Below are 21,439 nucleotides of genomic sequence, written 5' to 3'. Positions count from 1 at the left end.
TATCAATTAGGCACGGGGCCAACTTTTAGCGTGACCACGTTGGTTATTATCAGGTTATCCAGCTGCGCCGCCGCGGCGATGCGCACCAGCGCCCCCTGTTCGACCTGGCCCACCACCAGCGAGGGCAGCAGCCAGAGCGCCAGAGATTCGGGCCAAATCGGCGTCGCTTTGCCCGCGAGACGAGCATCAAACACCACCTCCTGGTGGGTTTGCAGCACCGGATAGCGGGTAAATATTTGCTGCAACGAGGTTTCCCCCGGCCCGAGCAGGGAGGCGATGTTCTCCTGGCGCAGCAGCGCGGGATCGCCAATCAGCTGGCGGAACAGCAAGGCGTCAAGAAACTGCCACTGCGCCAGGTCGGGCCAGGCGGCATGGAAGCACGACTGCAGCTCGCGCAGCGTCTTTGGCGCAATCGTGCAGGGCTGTTTACCCACCAGCGATTCCGGCCCGGCCGCCGTGCTCATCTGGCAGGAGAGGCAGAGTTCGCCATTGTGCGGATTGCTGACCGAAGTGGCGGACAAAAGGCGATTTTTGGCTACCCCGGGCGTTAACAGCCAGTCGGTATCGCACCATATTGGCCTGCGCAGGCGAACCTGGCATTTTACGTAACGCTCAGGGCGGTACAGCCGGGAGTGGGCATCGCGCTTCACGTCGAGCAGCGCGCGCATTCCGTGGACGCTCAGCTGTCCCGCGCCCATCTCGCGCGCTGCCGCGAGGTCGAAGTGAATCGGGTTTTCGTCGCCGGAAAACGCCGCCCACTGCCGCGCGTCGGCAAGGGTGTAGTGCAGCAGCGTCACGCGTGTTTCTCCAGCACCAGCGCGGCGTTCGCGCCGCCGAAACCAAAGCTCAGATTCAGCGCCCGATGTATCTCCCCCTGACGGTGCCCTTCGGCGATATAGTCAAGATCGCACTGCGGGTCAGGCTGGGTTAAATGGGCCGTCGCGGGCAGGATCCCCGCCGCCATCGCCTGCAGGCAAACAATGGTCTCGAAGCTCCCTGCGGCGGCAATCAGATGCCCGGAGTAGGCTTTGGTGCTGGAAATCGGGATGCGGTACGCCTCGTCGCCCAGCGCCTTTTTCAGCGACTGCGTTTCGTTGAGATCGTTGAGCGGCGTGGAGGTGCCGTGGGCGTTGATGTAATCGAGGTCGGCAGGCTGGAGATCTGCGCCGCGCAGCGCCCAACGGATGGTCTGCTCGCGGGCTACGCAGTCCTCCGCCGGGGAGGTAAAATCCACCGCGTCGGAGAAATTAGCATAGCCGGTGACCTCCGCCAGGATCGTCGCCCCGCGCGCGAGGGCGCTCTCGCGCTCCTCCAGGCACAGCACCGCCCCGCCTTCCGAAAGCACGAACCCGCTGCGCTGCAGGCTGAACGGACAGCTGGCCCGCTCCGGCGACTCCGTTTCCCGGCTCAGCGCGCCGAGCACATCGATATTCCAGATCGCGCAAACGCTGTTTAGCGATTCCCCGGCGCCGGCGAGCAGCATGCTGGCGCGGCCAAAGCGAATCGCATCATAGGCCTCGCCAACAGCGATAGTGCCGGTGGCGCAGGCCGCGACCGGGGTATTTTGATAGCCGCGCAAATTCCACAGCTGGCTACAGGCGGCGGTGCTCACGTTGGGCATGGAAAAAAAACAGCTAAAGGGCGAGGAGACGCCGGTTTTCTCAAACTCGGGTACCGCCAGATAGCTTTCATCCAGCCCTGCCCAGCCGGAGCCGATGATGGCGCCGCACATTAGCGGGTCATAAAACGCCGTGGGAGCTTCGCCCGCAAAGGCCATCACCACCGCTTCCCGCGCGGCGGCCAGCGCCAGGCGCGCGTGACGCGGCAGACGCCGACGAATCGCGGCGGGAACCCCCTTAAGGCTGGGTTCATTCGCCACCTGACCGATAAAATGCGTGTGAATACCGTTCGCGGAGAGATCCACATAGCGGTAGCCGCGTCGATAATCCATGATGGCCTGCCAGCTTTCGGCGGCGCTATCGCCGAGGGGAGTCACCGCGCCATAGCCGGTTATCACCACGCGATAAGGGGAGTTACTGTGACTCATTCTGGGAAGTCCTCTGTTGCGGGTTAATGCCTCCCTGCGCCAGCCAAAGCTGCAAAGTGGCATAAAGATAGTCGTACTGGTTCTGCGCCAGGCTGTTCTGCACATCAAGCAGCGCGTCCTGGGCGTTCAGCAGAGTCTGATAATCCACCGCTCCTGAGCGGTAGCGGCTCCCGGTGAGCGCCAGACGCTGCTCGCCCAGCTGTAGCGATTGCAGCAGACGATCGCGCTGCTCGTCGGCGTTAAGCCGCTTCTCCATCGCGTTGTCCACCTCCGACAGCGCGGTATAGGCGGTGCGGCGAAAGTTCACCGCCTCCTGCTGTACCTTCACGCTGGCCTGCTCCACGGTGAGCTGTACCGTGTTCCACTGGATAAAGGGCGCGGAAACGCTGCTGCCCACGGTGCGCAGCGGGTCGTTAAACCACTGGTGAAAGAGCTGGCTTCCGGCGCTCAGCGTTCCCTGCAGCGAGAGCGTGGGATAGAAGCTCAGCCGCGCGGCGTCTGAGCCCGCCAGCGCCGCCCGCAGGCGGGATTCCGCCGCCTGCAGGTCCGGCCGGCTGGCGAGCGCGGCCAGCGGCGTGGCGTTGGCAATGGCGATATGCTGACGCACATCCAGCGCGGAGGACTCATCGGTGTGCTGGGCCGGCGGTCTGTTGAGCAGCAGCGCCAGCGCGTTACGGGAAATCGCCCGCTGCTGCTTCAGGCTCAGCAGCTGATTCTGCCGGCTGATGACCGTCTGTCGCGCCTGCAGCACATCAAGCAGTCCCACTTTCCCCGCTCGCTGCCAGGACTCAATCTGCGCCAGCGTCTGCCTGGCGATATCCAGACTCGCCGCCTGATACATCATTTGCTGGTTCAGCAGAGCGATGTTCCAGTACAGCTGCGCGGTGGTGTCAATCGTCGACAGGATCGTCGCCCGGTAGTCCTGCTCGCTGGCTATCGCCTCCCATTCGCTCTGCTCCCGGATCCGCGCCAGCTTGCCCCACAGATCCAGCTCATAGCTCAGGGACAGTGAGGCGCTGTAGCTCTCCTGCGAACCGCCGCTGTTGAGCGGTTTTGAGTTACTGCCGGAGCCGTTGAGGCTCGCGTCGGGGCTGATATTGGTCCGGGTGAGCCCAGCGGAAATACGCGCCTGCTTAAGGGTTAAGGCGGCAGCGGCGAGATCGTTATTGCTTTCCAGCACCTGCCCCACCACCCGCGACAGACGTTCGTCGCCGAAACGGTCCCACCAGCGCTGCGTTTTCTCCTGCGAGCGCGCGATGCTGTCTCCCTCCGTCCGCTGCCAGTTCTCCGGCACCGACAGCAGCGGGCGCTGATAATCGCTGCGGGTTAAATTCCCGCAGCCCGTCAGCAATACAATTAACGGTAATAAAGTCAGCGGTCTCATTCGCGGGCCAGCGCCTCCGTCGGGTTCAGTCGCGCCGCGCGGCGCGCTGGAAAATAGCCAAACGTCAGGCCAATCAGGGCGGAAAAACCGCAGGCCATCGCTACCGGCAGCCAGGTGAAGACCATGGAAAACTCCTGCGTCAGCAGGGCAAACAGGTTACCGGCGGCCCAGGAGCCCAATACCCCCGTCAGCCCGCCGAGCGCGCAGATCATCACCGCCTCAATTAAGAATTGATGCATGATGTCGCTGGGGCGAGCGCCGACCGAAAGCCGGATGCCAATCTCATGGGTGCGTTCGGTAACGGAAACCAGCATGATATTCATGACGCCAACGCCGCCAACCAGCAGCGAGATGGCGGCAATCGCGGTGATCAGCAGCGACATGGAGTCAGAGGTTTTTTGCAGCGCGTTGGCGAGCTGTTCGTCGGTCTGGACAAAGAAATCTTTTTTGCCATGCTCGCGGATAAGATGCCTTTCCGCCCGTCGCGCCGCGTCCTGCGGCGACAGCGTTTCCTGAAAGCGCAGCGTGAGCGCCTCCAGCGGTTTGTCCCCGGAAATCCGCTGCAACAAAGAGGTATAGGGGATCCAGGCCGACATAAACCCGCTGACCACCTTCGGTCCCGGCTTGCTGGCGATGCCGATCACCCGCCACGGCGCGCCGGCGATTTGCACAATTTTACCCAGCGGATCTTCATTACCGGGAAACAGCGTCTCTTTGCTGGTTTCATCCAGCACCAGCACCGGTTCACGATCGTCGACATCGCGGTGGGTAAAACCGTTGCCGTGAAGAAAACGAATGCCCTGCAGCGAGAAATAGTCGGCGGAAACCCCGGAAAGAATAATCGAGGAATCAAACCCCTGGCGCACCGCGGTCGTCATGCTGGAGACGATCGGCGACACCCCAAGCACCCACGACTGTTTGCCGAGGCTGGCGATATCATCCAGCGACAGCGCCCGCTCCATATCCGGACGCTTGCTGCCCCAGCCGGTGCCGGGGCGGATTTCGAGCGTGGTATTACCCAGCTTGCCAATCTCGTTCATGATGCTCTGCCGGGCGCCTTCTCCCACCGCCATGGAGGAAACCACGGACGAAATGCCGATGATAATCCCCAGCATCGACAAAAAGGCGCGCATACGATGCCCCAGCAGCGACCGCCATGCCATCCGTACCGACTCTCCGATACTGCGCGACAGCGAGGCCCGGCCGTTATCCTGTACCGCGGGCAGCCGCGGAATGCCGCGATTATCACGCGCGCCGTGGGTGCTGTCGGCGACCACCTGCCCATCGCTGATCTCGACGATCCTCTGGGCCTGCTGCGCTACCTCGCGATCGTGGGTCACGATAATCACCGTATGCCCGTCAGCGTTCAGCTGGTGCAGAACATCCATCAGCGCCCGGCCGCTGACGCTATCCAGCGCCCCGGTGGGTTCATCGGCGAGAATAATCTGCGCGCCGTTGATCAGCGCCCGACAGACGCTGACCCGCTGCTGCTGGCCGCCGGAAAGCTGCGCGGGTTTATGCGCCAGGCGCGCGTCAATGCCCAGCTTTTCCGCCAGCAGCGCAATGCGCGCCTGGCGCTCAGCGGCGGGCATCGCGGTATAGAGCGCAGGGATGGCAATATTCTCTTCCGCCGTCAAATAAGGCATCAGGTGATAGCGCTGAAAAATAAATCCCAGCCAGCGGCTGCGCAGCTCCGCCAGCGCCGCGCTGTCGGCCTGATGGGTGGCGATGCCGTTGATATACACTTCACCGCTGCTGGGTTTATCCAGACAACCGATAATATTCATCAGCGTCGATTTACCCGAGCCGGAAGCGCCCATAATCGCCACCATCTCGCCAGGCATAATGGTCAGAGAGATGGATTTCAGCACCGGAATCAGTTGCGTCCCGGCAACAAAATGACGCGTGACGTTGTTTAGCAAAATTAACGGCTCAGCCATCAGACGGACCCCGCATCCTGCGGGATCACCACCCGCTCACCGGGCTGTAATCCTTCAAGAACCTGCGCATACTGGCGGTCGTTAATCCCGATGCGGATGGTGCGCTCCTCGCTGCCGTTCTCCTTTTGCACCACGACCAGGTAGCGCTCATCGCCGAGCGAACGCCCCAGCGCGGCAACCGGCACGCGCAGCGCATCTTTCACCTGCGCGATGCGGATAAACACCTGGGCGGTCATCGAGGTTTTCAGCAATCGCTGGCGATTATCCACCTCGAAGGTGCCGTTATAGTAAATGGCGCTGCTCTGCTGGTTACCGGCAGACGCGCCGGCGTTTTGTTCCTCCAGCGCCTCCTGCGGCGCGGGCTGGACATAGCCAAGCTCCCCTTCATAACGGGTTTGCGGGTCGGCAATGACGTAAAACCATAGCGGCTGTCCCGGATGGATTTTCTGGATATCGGCTTCGGAAATGCGGGTTTGGACCTGGACTTTATCGAGATCGGCGAGCACCAGAATCGTAGGCGCAATTTGCGAGGAGACGATGGTTTGCCCTTCACGGGTCACGATGCCCAGCACTTCGCCATCCATAGGCGCGAGAATGCGGGTATAGCCGAGGTTGGCGTTAGCGGTCTGCACGCTCATTTCCGCCTGCACAATCTGCGCCTCATTCACCGCTATCTGCTGAACCTGCGCGGCATACTGCGCCTGCGCCTGTTCGAGGTCGCTGCTCACGCCGGAGCCGTCGCGGCTCATGGCCTGCTCGCGCGCCAGCGCTTTACGGTACTGCACCAGCGTGGCCTCAGAGGCCTGCTTTTGCGCTCTGGCGCTGGCCAGCTGCGCGGTAGCGTTGCGTAAGTCGGAAAGCTGCAGCGTCGGGTCGATTTCGGCTAACAGCTGCCCTTTGCGCACCCGCTCGCCCTGGCGCACGTACAGCTTACGCAGCTGGCCGCTGACCTGCGCGCCGACGCTCACCTGGACGGCAGGTTTGATAATCCCGCTCGCCAGCACGACCTTTTCGATATCCCCGCGATCGAGCGTAACGGTATCAATCGACTCGGCCTGTGCCGGAAATGAGCGCTGATAATAGACGGCGGCAACAATGGCCAGCATAGCGACCAGCGCAAACAGCCACGTTTTACGGCGGCGTAAAAATGCTCTTCTCATTGCTCCACCTCTCCCTGTGTGATATCGCGCAGCTTGCCTTCCTTCAGGCGATAAAGCCGCGTGAAGTGATGCAGGATCTGCTCGCTGTGGGTCACGACGATCAGCGTCTTGCCCTGTTCGCGGCAGTACTGGCACAGCGCGAGGATCGCCGTTTCCGCGGTTTCATCATCAAGATTGGCGGTCGGTTCGTCGAACAGCAGTATGGGCCGGGTGCTGTAGAGCGCCCGCGCCAGCATCAGCCGCTGACGCTGGCCTAAAGAGAGCGCCGAGTGGCTCTCGCGGATCAGCGCTTCCATTCCTCCCGGCAGCGCCTGAACCACCGGCCCCAGCGCCATTTTTTCGACCAGCGCCTCCACTCGCCCGCGATCGCTGTCGCTGTACCACGGGTCAAACAGGGTGATGTTTTGCAGCACCGAGGCGTTGAACAGGATGTCTTCCTGACTCTGTAGCCATACCTGCGACGCCAGCTGCTGCGCGCTCACCTCGTCGTTGTTCAGCAAAATTCGCCCATGCTGCGCGGAAAAAAGCCCTGCCATCAGCCGCAGCAGGGTGCTTTTTCCGGCGCCGGAATCACCCACGATCGCCAGCCGATCGCCGGGCTCCAGGATGAGATCAACGGCATTGAGTACCGGACGCTGCGGGTTGTAATGAAAGCTCACCTGCTCGAACGTCAGCCGCGGAACCGCTTCACCGCTGAGCGGAGCAAACTGGGGCGCAGCAGGCTCATGGCGGGTGAACAGGCCCTGCGCGCGGGTATCGATCACGTGCAGCTGTGATTTACGGATCACGGCATAAAATATCCGCGTGACGTAGGAGGTAAAAATCTGTCGTAAAAAGCTGTAGGCAAAAAAGTCGCCCAGCGAGATAAGCTTTGCGTGCACCAGCGGCAGCACCACCAGCATAAAAACCACCATCTCAAGGCTGCCGGTCAGCTGGTACAGTCCCTCTTTGACCTGCTGATAAACTTTCTGCCGCTGGAGGCAGGTGAAAAGGTCATGAGACAGACGGGCAAACTGCGCTTTACGCTGCGTTTCCAGCCCGGCGGTCTTGATGGTTAACACGCCCTGAAGCGTTTCCATAAAAAAGTCATTCAGCGTCGCGCTTTTCAGCTGCAGCTGCTGCGTATACCAGCGGTCGCGAAAAATGGCCCAGACGCTAATCAGCCCCATCGCCACAATACCCACGGCGGAAATCAGCGCCAGCACCGGGGAGATCCAGAACATAATGCCGATCGCGATAACGCAGATGATCCAGTCCGAGCGGAGCCCGTTATCCAGTTCGATTTTTTGCAGCATCCCGCCCTGCCAGGCGATAAAACGGCTGAAAACGTCCCCCGGCGCGCGTTTTTCAAAAAAACGCAGCGGATTATTCAGCAGGCGGGAAAAACCGATATCGCTTTTAAGCAGGACAAAGCGGCGAATAAATCGCTCGCTAATCACCCTGACGCCCAGCGCCAGCAGCGTGGATACAACAAAGGCGAGGATGAACCATAAATAAGGAAACTGCGTATTCTGAACGTCAGAGAAGGCCTGGTTGATCGCCCGGCTGACCATCGTCGGCATTAAAAACAGGGTGAGCGACACCAGGAAGGTCAAGAGCATCAGCTTATAAATGCCCGGAACCGCCGCGGTCTCCTTCAGGCTCATCGTCCGCGGCATCTCCTGCTGCGCGCCGGTAATAACCGGGTCCGGGCCGGCAATCGCGCCGGGCGACTCTTCAAGGATCAGCGCATAGCCGCTAATCTCTTTTTTTAATGCCGAGAAAGGCAGCCACTGCTGGCCAATCGCCGGATTCATGACGCAGACGTAATCCCCTTTTCGCCAGGCCAGCAGAACATAGTGGCTGGCGCCGTAGTGCAAAATGGACGGGAACGGCAGCGCATGAAGCTCAGCGTGATCGAACAATACCGGCGCGGTGGCAATGCCGAGCTGCTGCAGAATAACGGATAAATCGCTCAACGATGTCCCATGATCGGATGCCGGGAAAATTTCCCGCAAAGCCGGCAGCGAGCACGGAATATTCTGGGTTTGCGCCAGCATCGCAATACAGGAGAGGCCGCATTCATTGGTCTCTTCCTGGAAAACCATATCAGGAATAATCTTTTTCATGATGATGCATCAGTGATTAATAAAATAGAGCGAATGGCTGTGCCACAAAAGCCAATCCTGCGGATAGTCACGCAGGGTGTTTTCAATCATCGTCGGTAGCTTTGCCGCGACCTCTTTTGGCCTCAGCGGAGAATAGATCTTTATTTTTATCCCGTGCTGATAATAGAGGTGATAAAAAACCACCTGCGCCGATACGATGCGAGAAAACCGCTGTACCCCGCTATGTAATTTCGCCGGGCGGCCAAATATCCGGCAGCTTATTTTCCCGGACTGCGCTTCCGGGGTCTGCACCGTGTAATCGGCAGGAATGTCGGGGAAAATAATCATATTTTCCCGCCCTGCCGATACATTAGTCATTAACGCCATAAGCTCGCTAGCCAGCGATGTATTATCCTGGTGGATTGAGCAATAAGAGAGCGCGACGCCGCCCATTTTACGGCTGGCGACGGTGTAGCTTTCCGCGCTGGAAGAGACCACTACGCTGGCTTTGCCCGGCGTCACGCCAGCCCCGACCATCGCTGCTAAGATATCGGAAACGCAGTGCAGCGGCGCAAGGACGACCGGCGTCTTTTGCGCCGCCAGGGGAGCGACAACGGCGTCAAGCTCTCGTGTGCATGCCTGCATCTGGGCCAGGGTGGCCGGGTGCTGTCCCCAGGTCGCCCCTATCTCCAGCAGCTGGCGACGCATGGCTATCCATCCGGCATCAATTCGGCCCTCGACGCCCGTCAGGCAGCGGTAGTTTTGCGTCGCCACGGCGCTGCGGCCACGGTACTGTCTCCCCAGCAGCCGCAGCCGACACAGCGCGCGAACCGCCAGCAGCAGCAGCGGCATCGGGGTAAAACGCATGACTCTACGCACCGCTTTTTGGCCGTAGCCGGTAAGAGGCCGGTAGCGCCAGCTCAGCTGCGCGGACCATTTTCTTACGCTGAAGACGCTCCAGACGATGAGAAAGCGCGCCACGCTTACTCCTTATCCTGGGTTAACAGCTGGCGCAAATAGTCGGCAAATTCAGGAAACTGACGATCCTTCGCCACTACGTATTTTTTATTGACAATAAACAGCGGCGTCGCGTTAATGTCATAAAGTTCGGTGATTTTCGCCATATATTCCAGACGCTCGGCGACGGCCTGACTTTGGCGTAGCTGATGGTATTTATCGACATCAATACTATTCTTTTTCAGCCAGCCATTAAGCGTTTCCTCATCGGCTAAATTAATCCCACGGGTCATTACCGCGTTAAATGCCTGGTCGCGCGTCTGGCGCTCAATACCCATGACTTCAAGGGTCGCAAAAACCGGCGCAAAGACCGCCAGGCCGTTATTCTCGCCAGTAATATGGATAACTTCAAAGGTGCTATCCGCGGGTAGCGTGGCGGCGAATTTTTCGATCTCTTCCTCGTTCGATGCGCAGTAGTGACAGCCATAGGACATCACTTCAATAATGCTTTTCTCATTTTTTATTGGGCTACTGGCAACGGTTGCGCTGTCAATTTCCCGCAGGGCGGAAGGCTGACTGCTATCCAGTGAAAATGTATTAAACACAAAAATGTGATAGCACAGCACGGTAATTAGTGACGAAGTTATCGCCACCAGAAACGTATAGCCAACGGCGGTAATAGGTTTTATCTTCATTTGATACCAGGCTCGCGAAAATAGCGGAGAAATACATGGAGGGTTCCCCCTCCATGTATCACATCAGTGATTAATAACGGGCGCTATTTGGCACGACGCACATGCTGTCCGGCGCATCTTTCATGCTAACGGTTGAACCGTGCTTATCCGTACAGGTGGTCACTTGTTTACAGGTAGAAACACCGCCAACGACCACTGTCTCGTAAGAGCTTGTGCAAGTTTCCTTGCAGCAGCCGCCAATAATAGTTGACGCTTCAATCATACTTAATTTTTGCATTTGTTAGATCCTTAACTATTTATATTGAAATGTATTTTTCTTACACTTACCTACTGGCTTAGCTATCTGCCAGTAATTCTGTCGATGTTAGACTTTGTATGCTGTTATACGCAGGGGGTGGCGACGATACATTTGAAAATATTAAACAGCTCTACGTTATTTTTAGCGTTTAACTTTTTCATCAGGCCCCGTTTGCAGCGGCTCAGTCGACGAACATCAATTTTTTGCTCAGAGGAAATTTGCGACAATGACTTCCCTTTGAATATTTCTTCCATTAACCACCAGTCATCGCTGGAGATACTGTTATTAAAATCCCGGGCTAACCACTTCTGTCGGGTATAATTAATTAGCGAGCGGCTATAAAATATTTTCTTTGCCACCATCGAATCAGCGCCTTCAATGAATTTGAAAAAATTCTCCAGCGACTCATTTTTTAATAACCAGCTCGCCTCCGGGAGCAGCGAATGCAGCGCAAAAAACAGAGAAATATTATTTTCTCCTAATAAAATCACCAGCTGCTGATTTTCCCGGCAGTAGTACTCTTTAATGGTGTATAGCGCATTAAAGCGTTCGTCCGGCAAACTGTCGACATCGCAGAGCACCCAGCGCAGCTCCTCTTTCTGCTTCGGCAGACGCAGCGTATTAATCAGCTGAGAGAACTGGTCCAGCCTTGAGAAAGCGCAGTCGCCGTCATGCGCGGCAAGATCGTCAACCAAAGAACGTACGCCTTCTGAGAAAAAGATATTTTTATCGTAGAGAAAGAAACGGCGGCTCATTTATCATCATCCTTGATCTATTCTACTGGTAATTAAGGGTGTAATACGCTGTTGCCTGGAAGGCACCGGTCTGCAAGGTTTTGTTACTCAAGGCGTCCGGTTCCCCTTCAACAAAAGCTTTAAAATTTAACTGCATGGTGGCATCGGAAATGGCGACCGCGGTTGTTGGCGTATTGAGTGAAATCGCCGTGCCGTTACTCTCTTCAAAACCAATGCCAATACCGCTGGCGGAATTTGGCGCTACCGGCGTAATCGCCAGACGGTCGCTCATATTGGCATTTTCCGTCCCGCTAAAGGTTACGGTAACGGAATTAAAAACATCGGTACTGCAATCCTTAAGCTCAATCACAAACGCTTTGGGCTGTGATTTGCTCTCCGCATAGAGCGTACGGGTTGAAATCTGGCCAAAATCCACGGCGATATTTTTGGATGAAGGAACGATACTGCAGCCATGGGCCGCGACGGTGCCTTTGAAGGTTAAGTCGCCGCCGATCAGTTCCCCACTGGCGTACGCCGGCGTGGCCGCCGACAGTAAGCCCAGAAGTACCATAGATGCGATAAATTGACGCATGCTGCCCCCTTACTGAAACTCAGCGACCACGGTGGCCGATGCCTGGAAATCCCCTTCGAGAACGTTGGTCCCGGCATTGGCAATCGGCGCGGCGGTGAGATTCCAGGTTCCCTGATTATTATTAAAACCCGGCACGTCATAAAATCTATTCGCGGCCACTAAACTGCCGCCTGAATCTTTCAGAATAATGCCAAGATTGGATCGATCGACGGCGCCGGTGGTCCCTAAATAATCGCTATTAAAACTGGCGGTATTGGCCTGCTGAATACCCAGGCGAATATTTAAATTACCGTTCGCGAAACTTCCCCCTTCGCATTTCACCTGAATAGGCACGGACCGGCTGTAATTATTGCCATTTAGCAGCGAACCCGAACTGGGGATGGTATCAAAATCGACGACGATCGGTGAGCCTGAGTTAACAATACATTTATCCGGAACGGTAATGACCCCGGAATTAATCGAGACAATCGACATTGGAGTGCTGCCCATTCCTGAGCTATAGTTCCCCAGGCGGCCGTAAAGCTTGGCGATTTCTGTACCCAACAGGTTAACGCCGTTGACAATAGGCTTAGTAATCATAAACGTTACCCGCCCCTTGGCGCCGGACTCAAAGTTATTAAATTGGGTGGTTGGCGGAACGCATTTATTCTGAAAAGCGTTATTCGATTCATTATAAAAAGGCACCGCAAAATAATCCATGCGCTTACCACGGATATAAATTTCAATTTTTACATCCATATAATCATTGAGCTTTAAATAGCCCGGCGCGCTTCCCTGCTGCATCAGCGAGGCGGTCGCAGAGTAATAAATCGCCTGATTTTCCATGGGAATGGTACAGCTGGCTATACCAGAATATTGCCCGCCCAATGAAAATTCATAAGGAATCGTTGCCCCTATGCTGTTATTGGTAATATCCTGATTGACCACGTCAATATTATACATTTTAGGTCCGCCGACCGGCGTAATTTCCCCTTCAATCGCCGCGCTGACGTCAAGGGATAATAAGCCGCCGCAGAGTAAAAGCGTGACGCAAGATTTTCGTCCGATAACCATCGTCGTCATCAGAGATACTCCATTTTTAAACGCAGCAGTCCGCTAAAGTTGCCCGCGGTCACGTTTCGTCCGGTTGACTCCAGCACGGCAATAAACGTCAGGCTGCTATCGCCGGTTTTCACAATAAACGGCGGCTGCGTTTGATTAATATCCAGCGCCCGTTCTTTGACATCCAGCAGGCGAATACCGGCTCCTGAGATGCTGCCGGTCAGGCGCAGCAGCTGGCGATTATGTTCATCCGATTCGCCGATAAAAGTGAGCTGAACCGCCTGCTCGCCGGTGGTGTAGAGATGCTTGCTGCTGCCCGTCGTCCGTGAGGCGATGCTGTCGCGCGCCTGCGAGGCGCCTTTCAGGCAATCTTTGAGTTCGACGCGAACCAGCACCGGCTGGCTCCGGTCGCCGGCCTGATGAAAACGGCGGGCGCTGATTTCACCCATCTCAATAATCTGCAGGCGGCTCTGCGGCGCCAGCACGCAAGGCGAGGCATAAACGGAGCCATTGAATATCACGTTACCGCCATCTTCCCCCTGATGATCCCGGTTATAGTGCTGTGGCTGTAGCGGAATATCAGCGTCGGCCAGCGCTGGCATACTGATACCGAATACAAACAGTGCTAATAGCGATAGACGCGTTTTCATCATCAGGTTCCTCTTTAATTACCCTTGCTGCGATGGCGGCAGCGCTTTACAGGTATTTCCTTCACAGCGATATTTCAGCTCCGGATGACCGCCATAATCGTTCACATACATCATGGCGAAATCTCGCACGCCGCCGTCGGTTACGCTGAACTCCATGCTGGACTTCGGCGCAATCATAATCCCCGGAAACTTAGTGATTTTTTCACCCTTAACGCGGGACAAGCTAATAATGGTGATGTAATAGGGCGTCGGGTTTTGCGCGGTCATCTTATTGCCGCTCTTTTGAAAGACGACCTGGTCCTGCCAAATCTCGCTTTTGCTTTTGGGAATAATGGCCGTCGGGCGGTAAAATAATTTAATCCGCGACTGCATGGCTAACTGCAGGACATTCGCTTTATCCGGCTTGGGCGGGATTTCGCGCACGCTTAAATAAAACAGGCTTTCCCGATCCTGCGGCAGCTGGTTAATACCATCAGTTTTGGTGACCCGCGCCACCCCTTTTTGCCCGCCGTTAATCCGCTGTAAAGGCGGCAGCACCACCAGCGGAGAGGTAATCTTGTTGCCCTTGCTGTCCTCAACCCACGATTGCGCGAGGAAAGGAATATCCGGGCTGGTGTTGGTTAAATTCGCGCTCGCCGAGCTGTCTTTACCGGTGATGATAAGACGCGTGCGATCCAGCGAAACCCCTGCCTGAGCGGTACCGCTTACCGCCGCCAGCATCACAACGCCCATCCAGCAGAATTTGTTGCTTGTTATGCTCATTTTTGGCCTTTTATTACTGTCACTGTCATTTACACGGCAATAGCGCGGCTGTCGAACGACGCACGATGGTCGGCGGGATGGCAATCTGGCACTGCTTTTTCCCGCTCCACACTACGCTTAGCAGCTCCTGAGGATTAACCCCCGCCAGCCATCCCTGGCCACCTTCCATAATCATGGAGACGCTCACGCCATCGCCGTTGATAACCTCCGCGCCGAACGGTGGATAGGTACCGTCAGCCAGGCGAATAATCCCCATCATTTTTTCGCCCTTGGCCATGCCAAAGGTCTGATAGCCAATGGCGCCTTCGGTCAGCGTGGCAGTGCTGATGGCCTTTGCCGGTTCGATGGATTCCGACATCGCATCGACATCAACACGGGTATCAAAGCTGTTGTAGCTCACGATGTCCGGAATAACGGCAATACCGAAATTGTTGGTTCTTGATTTACCGTCATTGAGCGGAACGTCGCCGATACCGTTGGTATTCACCATCACGCGCGCCGTGTTAAGCGTCGCGCCGCTGTTGTGGATCGCCGCCCCGTGCCGGGTAGCGGTAAAGCCGCCGCGCAGGGTGCTGCTTAGGGAAACGTAGTGATCCTGCTGATAGCTGGCGTTGCTGTTGATTTCGGCATACTGCGAGCGGCGCTGATAGTAGCCGTCGACGTTGGCATAGCCGCTCTGGCTCGCCCCGGCACGCAGTCGCCACAGGTTGTTGTAGTCGCTGCTGTCGGTGTACGAGAGCATCGGGCTGGTTTTGCCGTTATTGGTCTGTACGTCGAGACCGCTCCATTTGCTATCGCCAACGGGAATGGAAAGCGAGAAAGCAATAGAGTCGTCTTTACGCCCTTCGTAATCGGAACGGTAGGCCGAAATATTGGTGGTGATCCCGCGAATATTACCGACGTTAAACGAGCGCCCTAACGAGATGCCGTAGCGATCCTGGCTGCTTCGATTCCAGTAATTCTGGTGGGTATAGGTCAGAAAGACGGTGGTCGCTTTGCCTGGCTCATCGGCCCAGAACGTTTTATTCCCGGTGATGGTATAGACTTCTTTTTCACGGCCAAGGCTGTCGTAACCCTCGTAACGCTCGTTGAGATATTGCGAGAAAGAGCGGAAATCTTCCTGAGAGAAGCGATAGCCGGCGAAGGTAATTGAACTGTTATATTCGTCGAACGTTTTCGCATAGCTCAGCTTAAACGAGGTGCCTTTAAGCCGCTTCTGGTTTGACTGCTGGCTGTAGGATTCGGTGGCGTCCAGCGAGAGCGCGCCCAGTACGCTGAGATCGCGGCCAATACCGGCGGAGACCGCGGTATATTCCGCCCCTGCGCTTTGTAAACCACCGTACAGCGACCAGGCGTTGGTTATCCCCCAGGAGAAATCACCGGAAGCGAAACCTGGCCCCTGAATTTTATGGTTATAGCGGGACGGCGCGCCGACAGCCACGTTGTAACGCACGTAGCCGGGACGCGTAAGGTAAGGAATGTTGGCGGTGTTAACCTGGAACGTCGAAATGGAACCGTCCTGCTCCTCCACCTGAACATCCAGCGTACCGCGCACCGAGCTGCGTAAATCCTGAATGTTAAACGGCCCGGCGGGAACCGTCGTTTCATAAATAATGCGCCCGCTCTGCTTCACCGTCACTTTGGCGTTGGTCTTGGCCAGGCCGCGAATTTCCGGCGCGTAGCCCTGCAGGTTTGGCGGCAGCTGACGCTCATCGCTGGCGAGATTAAGCCCGGTAAAGCGCACGGTGTCGAAGACCTGAGAATCAAGGTAGATCTCCCCCGCCGTCAGCTTTGCCGCCATCATCGGCAGAGGACGGTAGGCGTAGATCTGATTCATGTCGAAATCAAATTGATGCGTCGCGCTGTAATAGCTGGTCTGATATTCGCCGCGCAAACGCCAGCCGCCGAGGTTAAACCCGGTCTGGCCGTATCCGCTCAGGGTGGTGTAATCTTCATGCATATCAAGCTGGCGGGTATATTGCCCGGTCAGACTGTAGTCGAGCAAAAAACCACCAATGCCCTGGTCCCAGCGCTCCGGCGGCGTCCAGTTCGGATCGTTGTATTTCATCCACGCCTGCGGGACGGTGATGTCCAGCACCCCGGCGTAGTTGCTGAGCGTAGCGCCAGGAAGGCTCAGCAGGTCATAGCAATCGGCAAACGGCTGTGCGACCTTTTTCTGCGCTTCTTCTTTCAACGCCAATCTGGCAAGAATTTCGCCGTTAATGCAGGCCTGGGTATGCTTCTGGTCCTTAGAAGCCAGATAGCGAACCTTTTGCTGCCCCACCGCCTGGCCATTTATTTTAATATCTAATAAGTACTCGCCCGGCGGGACATAGTTGTCGGTGGCGAAACGGGTTAAATCGATATTGTCGCGATCGGCGGCATCCAGTACGTCGGTATTGAATTCCACGTCGGTTGAGGCACAAGCCATAGAAGCACAGCAGAAAAAAAGCATCTGAGAGAGGATTATTTTTATTTTTAGTTCTGCTGACATGACTATTCATCCCGAATCATTCAGTAAAATATCGTGCGCGGTAAACAAGCTACAACAGCAATAGCTGGCTTGCGTCTAGTTGTAATCCATATAAAAACGAGTGACGGCGTAAAAATCCCCAGCCTTAATATGTTGCTGAACAGGAACCAGCGAAGCGGTGAATTTCAGCGTATTATTCTCATCACTTAGCAGATATCCCGAAGAGGGTTCTCCAAAAGTTAAAACTTCCCCACGGCGATCGCGAATCTGTATACCAAACCCCTTTCCTTCCCCATCCGGAATTAATACGGTCGGGTCCTGCGATGACGCATTGCCGGTAAAAGTAATCGTGGCATAAGCACCGGGCGTTGATTGATTTTCGCTGCCGTAAGACGCGCAGCCCACTAAGCGCACCAGAAAAGGCCGGACGAGCTTACCTTCTTGATCCATATTAATATCGCGAGCGGATATGTTGCCGAAATCCACCCATAGCTCCCGCGAGCTGGGATCAATATCGCAGGCGGCAGCAACCAGCTCCCCCGAAAGCGCCAGCTGTCCGGGCGTAAAATTAGTACTCGAAGCATGTCCGGAAAAGAGTAATACCGATACGAATAGCGCCATCAGTCTCTTTTTCTCTGTATCCTTAACCATACTCAGAATTCCATATTATCGGGTACACCATCCAATATCGCGGGGAGGAACCTCCCCGCGAGCGATAATTCAAAATCGATTATTGATAATCGATAGTGAAATTGATCGTTGACTGGAATGCACCCGCGGTTACGGTAGTGGTAGAACCGCTCGCTGCCGCTTCCGCTTTCAGGAAGGCCACGAAAGGAATGGTGTTAGTACCATCGACCAGGGTGACCGGCGTGGTCTGCGCGCCCCAGGTCACAGTCTGGCTAGCGCTATCTTTCAGGCCGATACCTGCACCAGATGCGGTACCAGAAGTAAAGGCAGCCAGAGTAGGATCGTTCGGGTTAACCGAAGTCGGGGTATAGGAAACAACGGCGCTGCTGGCGATGGTGGTATCGCAATACTGCAGCTCGATGTTTTTGGTTTCAGTTGCCTGACCCCCGCCTTGCAGCAGGGAAACTGGAACCTGACCAAAATCAACGGTTACCGGGCTGGACGACGGCGCTAAACCACACGCGGTATTCACCAGCTCACCCTGAAGCTCAATCTGACCATTAGTGGTATCAGCCAGTGCAGACATTGAGCCGAGAGCAGCAGTTAATGCCACAGCCATAGCAACTTTATTCAGTTTCATAGAAAATTCCTGCGTTATAAATTTTTATCCTAAAGAGTAAGGAGCTATAAAATTGCTGAGTTATACTCTCATAACAATTTGCAGCCCTCCGCATCACCGAAAAATCCGTTTCAATAATTAGACTATTAATTAATATTAATAATTTAATTAAAGCCAGATCCCCTGGTCGACAAAAATACTAACAAATCATTTTTTAGGTAAAAAGAGATACATTTACAAAGGAATTAAAAAAAGATTTAACCTCGCGAACAATGCCACCATAGGAAATTAACTCGCAGAATGCTGAGATATATCCTAAAAACAAATTACGAAAGGTAATTAATAGAGGATAAACGAAAGATGTTGATGGTAAGAGAATTGTAACACAGATCACATTTTATTAACAAACCCCCTTTTCTGCTACACGCAACGGTGAAAAGTAGACGGAATAAGGGAAATAACGCGAGGCGTACGACGCCGGTGAAAACGGATGTCTCCCCGTCTATACCATCGACCTGCATTCGCCAGTATAGCCTTTTTCCGCTGCGACCTCCTCCTCCGGCATACCGCCGCTGCTTCTTGTTTTCCTGACCTGAAGACTCCGTTATCATGCGGCTCATGAGTCAATAAACAGAAATGCACAGTTTCACGGGAACCGATGAGCGATAGCGCGACGTCATGAAAACAATAAACTCCGCTAACTCATTAAAACTTCAGAAAATGGACAGCAAAAACTGATGAGTACACTAGAGAATCTTGACGCCCACACCCCGATGATGCAGCAGTATCTCAAGCTGAAAGCCCAGCACCCGGAGATTCTGCTGTTTTACCGGATGGGTGATTTTTACGAACTGTTCTATGACGATGCGAAACGCGCATCGCAGCTGCTGGATATCTCGCTGACGAAGCGCGGCGCTTCCGCGGGCGAACCGATTCCGATGGCCGGGATCCCCCATCACGCGGTTGAGAACTATCTGGCTAAGCTGGTTAATCAGGGCGAGTCGGTGGCCATTTGCGAACAGATTGGCGATCCGGCAACCACCAAAGGGCCGGTTGAACGCAAAGTCGTCCGCATTGTGACCCCGGGTACCATCAGCGATGAAGCGCTGCTGCAGGAACGCCAGGACAATCTGCTGGCCGCCATCTGGCAGGATAGTAAAGGTTTTGGCTACGCCACCCTCGATATCAGCTCCGGACGTTTTCGCCTGAGCGAACCCGCTGACCGCGAAACGATGGCGGCGGAGCTCCAGCGCACCAACCCCGCCGAGCTGCTGTACGCGGAGGATTTTGCCGAGTCGTCGCTGATTGAGGGCCGCCGCGGCCTGCGCCGCCGTCCGCTGTGGGAATTTGAAATCGACACCGCGCGCCAGCAGCTCAATCTCCAGTTCGGTACGCGCGATCTGGTTGGTTTCGGCGTTGAAAACGCCCCGCGCGGCCTGTGCGCCGCCGGCTGCCTGCTGCAGTACGTCAAAGACACCCAGCGCACGTCATTGCCGCATATCCGCTCCATCACGATGGAGCGCCAGCAGGACAGCATCATTATGGATGCGGCCACCCGCCGCAATCTGGAGATCACCCAGAACCTGGCCGGCGGCTTTGATAATACGCTGGCCTCGGTGCTCGACTGCACCGTGACCCCCATGGGCAGCCGTATGCTTAAGCGCTGGCTGCATATGCCGGCGCGCGACACCGCCGTGCTGGTAGAGCGCCAGCAGACCATCGGCGCGCTGCAGGAACATTACACCGAGCTGCAGCCGGTACTGCGCCAGGTCGGCGACCTCGAACGTATTCTGGCGCGCCTGGCGCTTCGCACCGCCCGTCCTCGCGATTTAGCGCGTATGCGTCACGCTTTCCAGCAGCTGCCGGCACTGCGCGCGATGCTGGGGGACGTCGACTGTGCGCCAGTACAGCGGCTCCGGGAAAAGATGGGGGAATTTAGCGAGCTGCGCGAACTGCTGGAACGGGCGATTATCGATGCGCCGCCGGTACTGGTTCGCGACGGCGGCGTTATCGCCCCCGGCTATAACGCGGAACTCGATGAGTGGCGCGGCCTGGCCGATGGCGCGACCGATTACCTCGACAGACTGGAAGTTCGCGAGCGCGAGCGCCTGGGGCTGGACACGCTGAAGGTAGGCTACAATGCCGTCCACGGCTACTACATCCAGATTAGCCGCGGTCAGAGCCAGCATGCGCCGATCCACTACGTCCGTCGCCAGACCCTCAAGAACGCCGAGCGCTATATTATTCCTGAGCTGAAGGAGTATGAAGACAAAGTGCTGACCTCCAAAGGGAAGGCGCTGGCGCTGGAAAAGCAGCTGTACGATGAACTTTTCGATATGCTGCTGCCGCATCTTGGCGATCTGCAGCAGAGCGCCAGCGCGCTGGCGGAGCTCGATGTGCTGGTGAACCTCGCCGAGCGCGCGGAGACCCTCAACTACTGCTGCCCGACTTTTAGCGATAAGCCGGGTATTCGTATCAGCGAAGGCCGCCATCCGGTGGTTGAGCAGGTTCTGAAAGAGCCGTTCATCGCTAACCCGCTGCACCTCGCCCCGCAGCGGAGAATGCTGATTATCACCGGTCCGAATATGGGCGGTAAAAGTACCTATATGCGTCAGACCGCGCTGATCGCCCTGCTGGCGTATATCGGCAGCTACGTTCCGGCGGAAAAAGTCGACATCGGCCCCATCGATCGTATTTTCACCCGCGTCGGCGCGGCGGATGACCTGGCCAGCGGCCGCTCAACCTTTATGGTAGAGATGACCGAAACCGCCAATATTCTGCATAACGCCACCGAGCATAGCCTGGTGCTGATGGATGAAATCGGTCGTGGCACCTCGACCTACGATGGCCTGTCGCTGGCGTGGGCCTGCGCGGAAAATCTGGCGAACAAGATTAAGGCCCTGACCCTGTTTGCCACCCACTACTTCGAGCTGACCCAGCTGCCGGAGAAAATGGCAGGCGTGGCCAACGTCCATCTTGATGCTCTGGAGCACGGCGACACCATCGCCTTCATGCACAGCGTGCAGGATGGTGCGGCAAGTAAGAGCTACGGTCTGGCGGTAGCCGCGCTGGCCGGTGTGCCGAAAGAGGTGATTAAACGCGCGCGGCAGAAGCTGCGCGAGCTGGAAAGCATTGCGCCGAGCGCTGCCGCCACGCAGGTGGACGGTACCCAGATGTCGCTGCTTTCCGCTCCGGAAGAGACCTCGCCCGCGGTTGAAGCGCTGGAGAATCTTGACCCGGATTCGCTGACTCCGCGCCAGGCGCTGGAGTGGATCTATCGCCTGAAGAGCCTGGTGTAGTTCTCGTTTAACGTGAAAAAACGGCAGCGCCCTGCGGTGCTGCCGTTTTAACAAATGCAAACTGGGTGCGA

The 21,439-nt window shown here is 56.2% G+C and carries 18 protein-coding genes; 1 reads left to right on the top strand and 17 read right to left on the bottom strand.

The window, feature by feature from the left end:
• Window positions 1-2 precede the first annotated feature (2 nt).
• The 17 genes from F8562_RS24490 to F8562_RS24410 all read right to left on the bottom strand — a co-directional run bounded on the left by F8562_RS24490 (window position 3) and on the right by F8562_RS24410 (window position 18,090).
• Entirely contained in the window at window positions 3-797 is a 795-nt protein-coding gene (locus F8562_RS24490) for a MaoC/PaaZ C-terminal domain-containing protein (protein WP_014226565.1), read from the bottom strand.
• On the bottom strand, window positions 794-2,047 hold the full coding sequence (locus tag F8562_RS24485) for a beta-ketoacyl-[acyl-carrier-protein] synthase family protein (RefSeq protein ID WP_014839346.1): 1,254 nt from the start codon (window positions 2,045-2,047) through the stop codon (window positions 794-796). The genes F8562_RS24490 and F8562_RS24485 overlap by 4 nt, the downstream gene beginning before the upstream one ends.
• A complete protein-coding gene (locus tag F8562_RS24480) occupies window positions 2,034-3,431 on the bottom strand; it encodes a TolC family protein (protein WP_014839347.1) in 1,398 nt (465 codons plus the stop codon). The genes F8562_RS24485 and F8562_RS24480 overlap by 14 nt, the downstream gene beginning before the upstream one ends.
• Window positions 3,428-5,371 (bottom strand): ABC transporter permease, encoded by a 1,944-nt coding sequence (locus tag F8562_RS24475; protein WP_014226568.1) that lies wholly within the window; start codon window positions 5,369-5,371, stop codon window positions 3,428-3,430. The genes F8562_RS24480 and F8562_RS24475 overlap by 4 nt, the downstream gene beginning before the upstream one ends.
• Complete coding sequence (locus F8562_RS24470) at window positions 5,371-6,531, bottom strand: efflux RND transporter periplasmic adaptor subunit (RefSeq protein ID WP_014226569.1); 1,161 nt, start codon at window positions 6,529-6,531, stop codon at window positions 5,371-5,373. Before F8562_RS24470 ends, F8562_RS24475 begins: the two co-directional genes overlap by 1 nt.
• Entirely contained in the window at window positions 6,528-8,639 is a 2,112-nt protein-coding gene (locus F8562_RS24465; protein WP_094909265.1) for a peptidase domain-containing ABC transporter, read from the bottom strand. The genes F8562_RS24470 and F8562_RS24465 overlap by 4 nt, the downstream gene beginning before the upstream one ends.
• Before the next feature lie 9 nt (window positions 8,640-8,648).
• Complete coding sequence (locus F8562_RS24460; protein WP_014839350.1) at window positions 8,649-9,599, bottom strand: ABC transporter; 951 nt, start codon at window positions 9,597-9,599, stop codon at window positions 8,649-8,651.
• A gap of 2 nt (window positions 9,600-9,601) precedes the next feature.
• The gene (locus F8562_RS24455) at window positions 9,602-10,270 is read right to left on the bottom strand and encodes a DsbA family protein (protein ID WP_014839351.1); all 669 of its coding nucleotides are present in this window, start codon (window positions 10,268-10,270) and stop codon (window positions 9,602-9,604) included.
• Window positions 10,271-10,340: 70 nt separating this feature from the next.
• Entirely contained in the window at window positions 10,341-10,547 is a 207-nt protein-coding gene (locus F8562_RS24450) for a DUF4762 family protein (RefSeq protein ID WP_014226573.1), read from the bottom strand.
• A gap of 104 nt (window positions 10,548-10,651) precedes the next feature.
• Entirely contained in the window at window positions 10,652-11,323 is a 672-nt protein-coding gene (locus tag F8562_RS24445; protein ID WP_014226574.1) for a transcriptional regulator, read from the bottom strand.
• A 22-nt stretch (window positions 11,324-11,345) separates the two neighbouring features.
• On the bottom strand, window positions 11,346-11,894 hold the full coding sequence (locus F8562_RS24440) for a fimbrial protein (RefSeq protein ID WP_014226575.1): 549 nt from the start codon (window positions 11,892-11,894) through the stop codon (window positions 11,346-11,348).
• Window positions 11,895-11,903: 9 nt separating this feature from the next.
• Window positions 11,904-12,956 (bottom strand): fimbrial protein, encoded by a 1,053-nt coding sequence (locus F8562_RS24435; RefSeq protein WP_014839354.1) that lies wholly within the window; start codon window positions 12,954-12,956, stop codon window positions 11,904-11,906.
• A complete protein-coding gene (locus F8562_RS24430) occupies window positions 12,956-13,585 on the bottom strand; it encodes a fimbrial protein (RefSeq protein WP_049824831.1) in 630 nt (209 codons plus the stop codon). Before F8562_RS24430 ends, F8562_RS24435 begins: the two co-directional genes overlap by 1 nt.
• An 18-nt stretch (window positions 13,586-13,603) precedes the next feature.
• Window positions 13,604-14,347: a molecular chaperone gene (locus F8562_RS24425; RefSeq protein ID WP_032720410.1), complete on the bottom strand. Its 744-nt coding sequence runs from the start codon at window positions 14,345-14,347 to the stop codon at window positions 13,604-13,606.
• 25 nt (window positions 14,348-14,372) lie between these two features.
• Entirely contained in the window at window positions 14,373-16,841 is a 2,469-nt protein-coding gene (locus F8562_RS24420; RefSeq protein ID WP_014839357.1) for a fimbria/pilus outer membrane usher protein, read from the bottom strand.
• Window positions 16,842-16,916: 75 nt separating this feature from the next.
• Complete coding sequence (locus F8562_RS24415) at window positions 16,917-17,471, bottom strand: fimbrial protein (RefSeq protein WP_014226579.1); 555 nt, start codon at window positions 17,469-17,471, stop codon at window positions 16,917-16,919.
• 79 nt (window positions 17,472-17,550) lie between these two features.
• The gene (locus tag F8562_RS24410) at window positions 17,551-18,090 is read right to left on the bottom strand and encodes a fimbrial protein (protein WP_004124241.1); all 540 of its coding nucleotides are present in this window, start codon (window positions 18,088-18,090) and stop codon (window positions 17,551-17,553) included.
• A gap of 716 nt (window positions 18,091-18,806) precedes the next feature.
• Here F8562_RS24410 and mutS point away from each other — a divergent pair.
• On the top strand, window positions 18,807-21,368 hold the full coding sequence (mutS, locus tag F8562_RS24405) for a DNA mismatch repair protein MutS (RefSeq protein WP_042934154.1): 2,562 nt from the start codon (window positions 18,807-18,809) through the stop codon (window positions 21,366-21,368).
• The last annotated feature ends 71 nt before the right edge of the window (window positions 21,369-21,439 follow it).

Source organism: Klebsiella sp. RCJ4, assembly GCF_009025755.1.
Classification (GTDB): domain Bacteria; phylum Pseudomonadota; class Gammaproteobacteria; order Enterobacterales; family Enterobacteriaceae; genus Klebsiella; species Klebsiella michiganensis.
The sequence above is the reverse complement of the archived record's forward strand: the minus strand, read 5'-3'. Positions and strand labels throughout refer to the sequence as shown.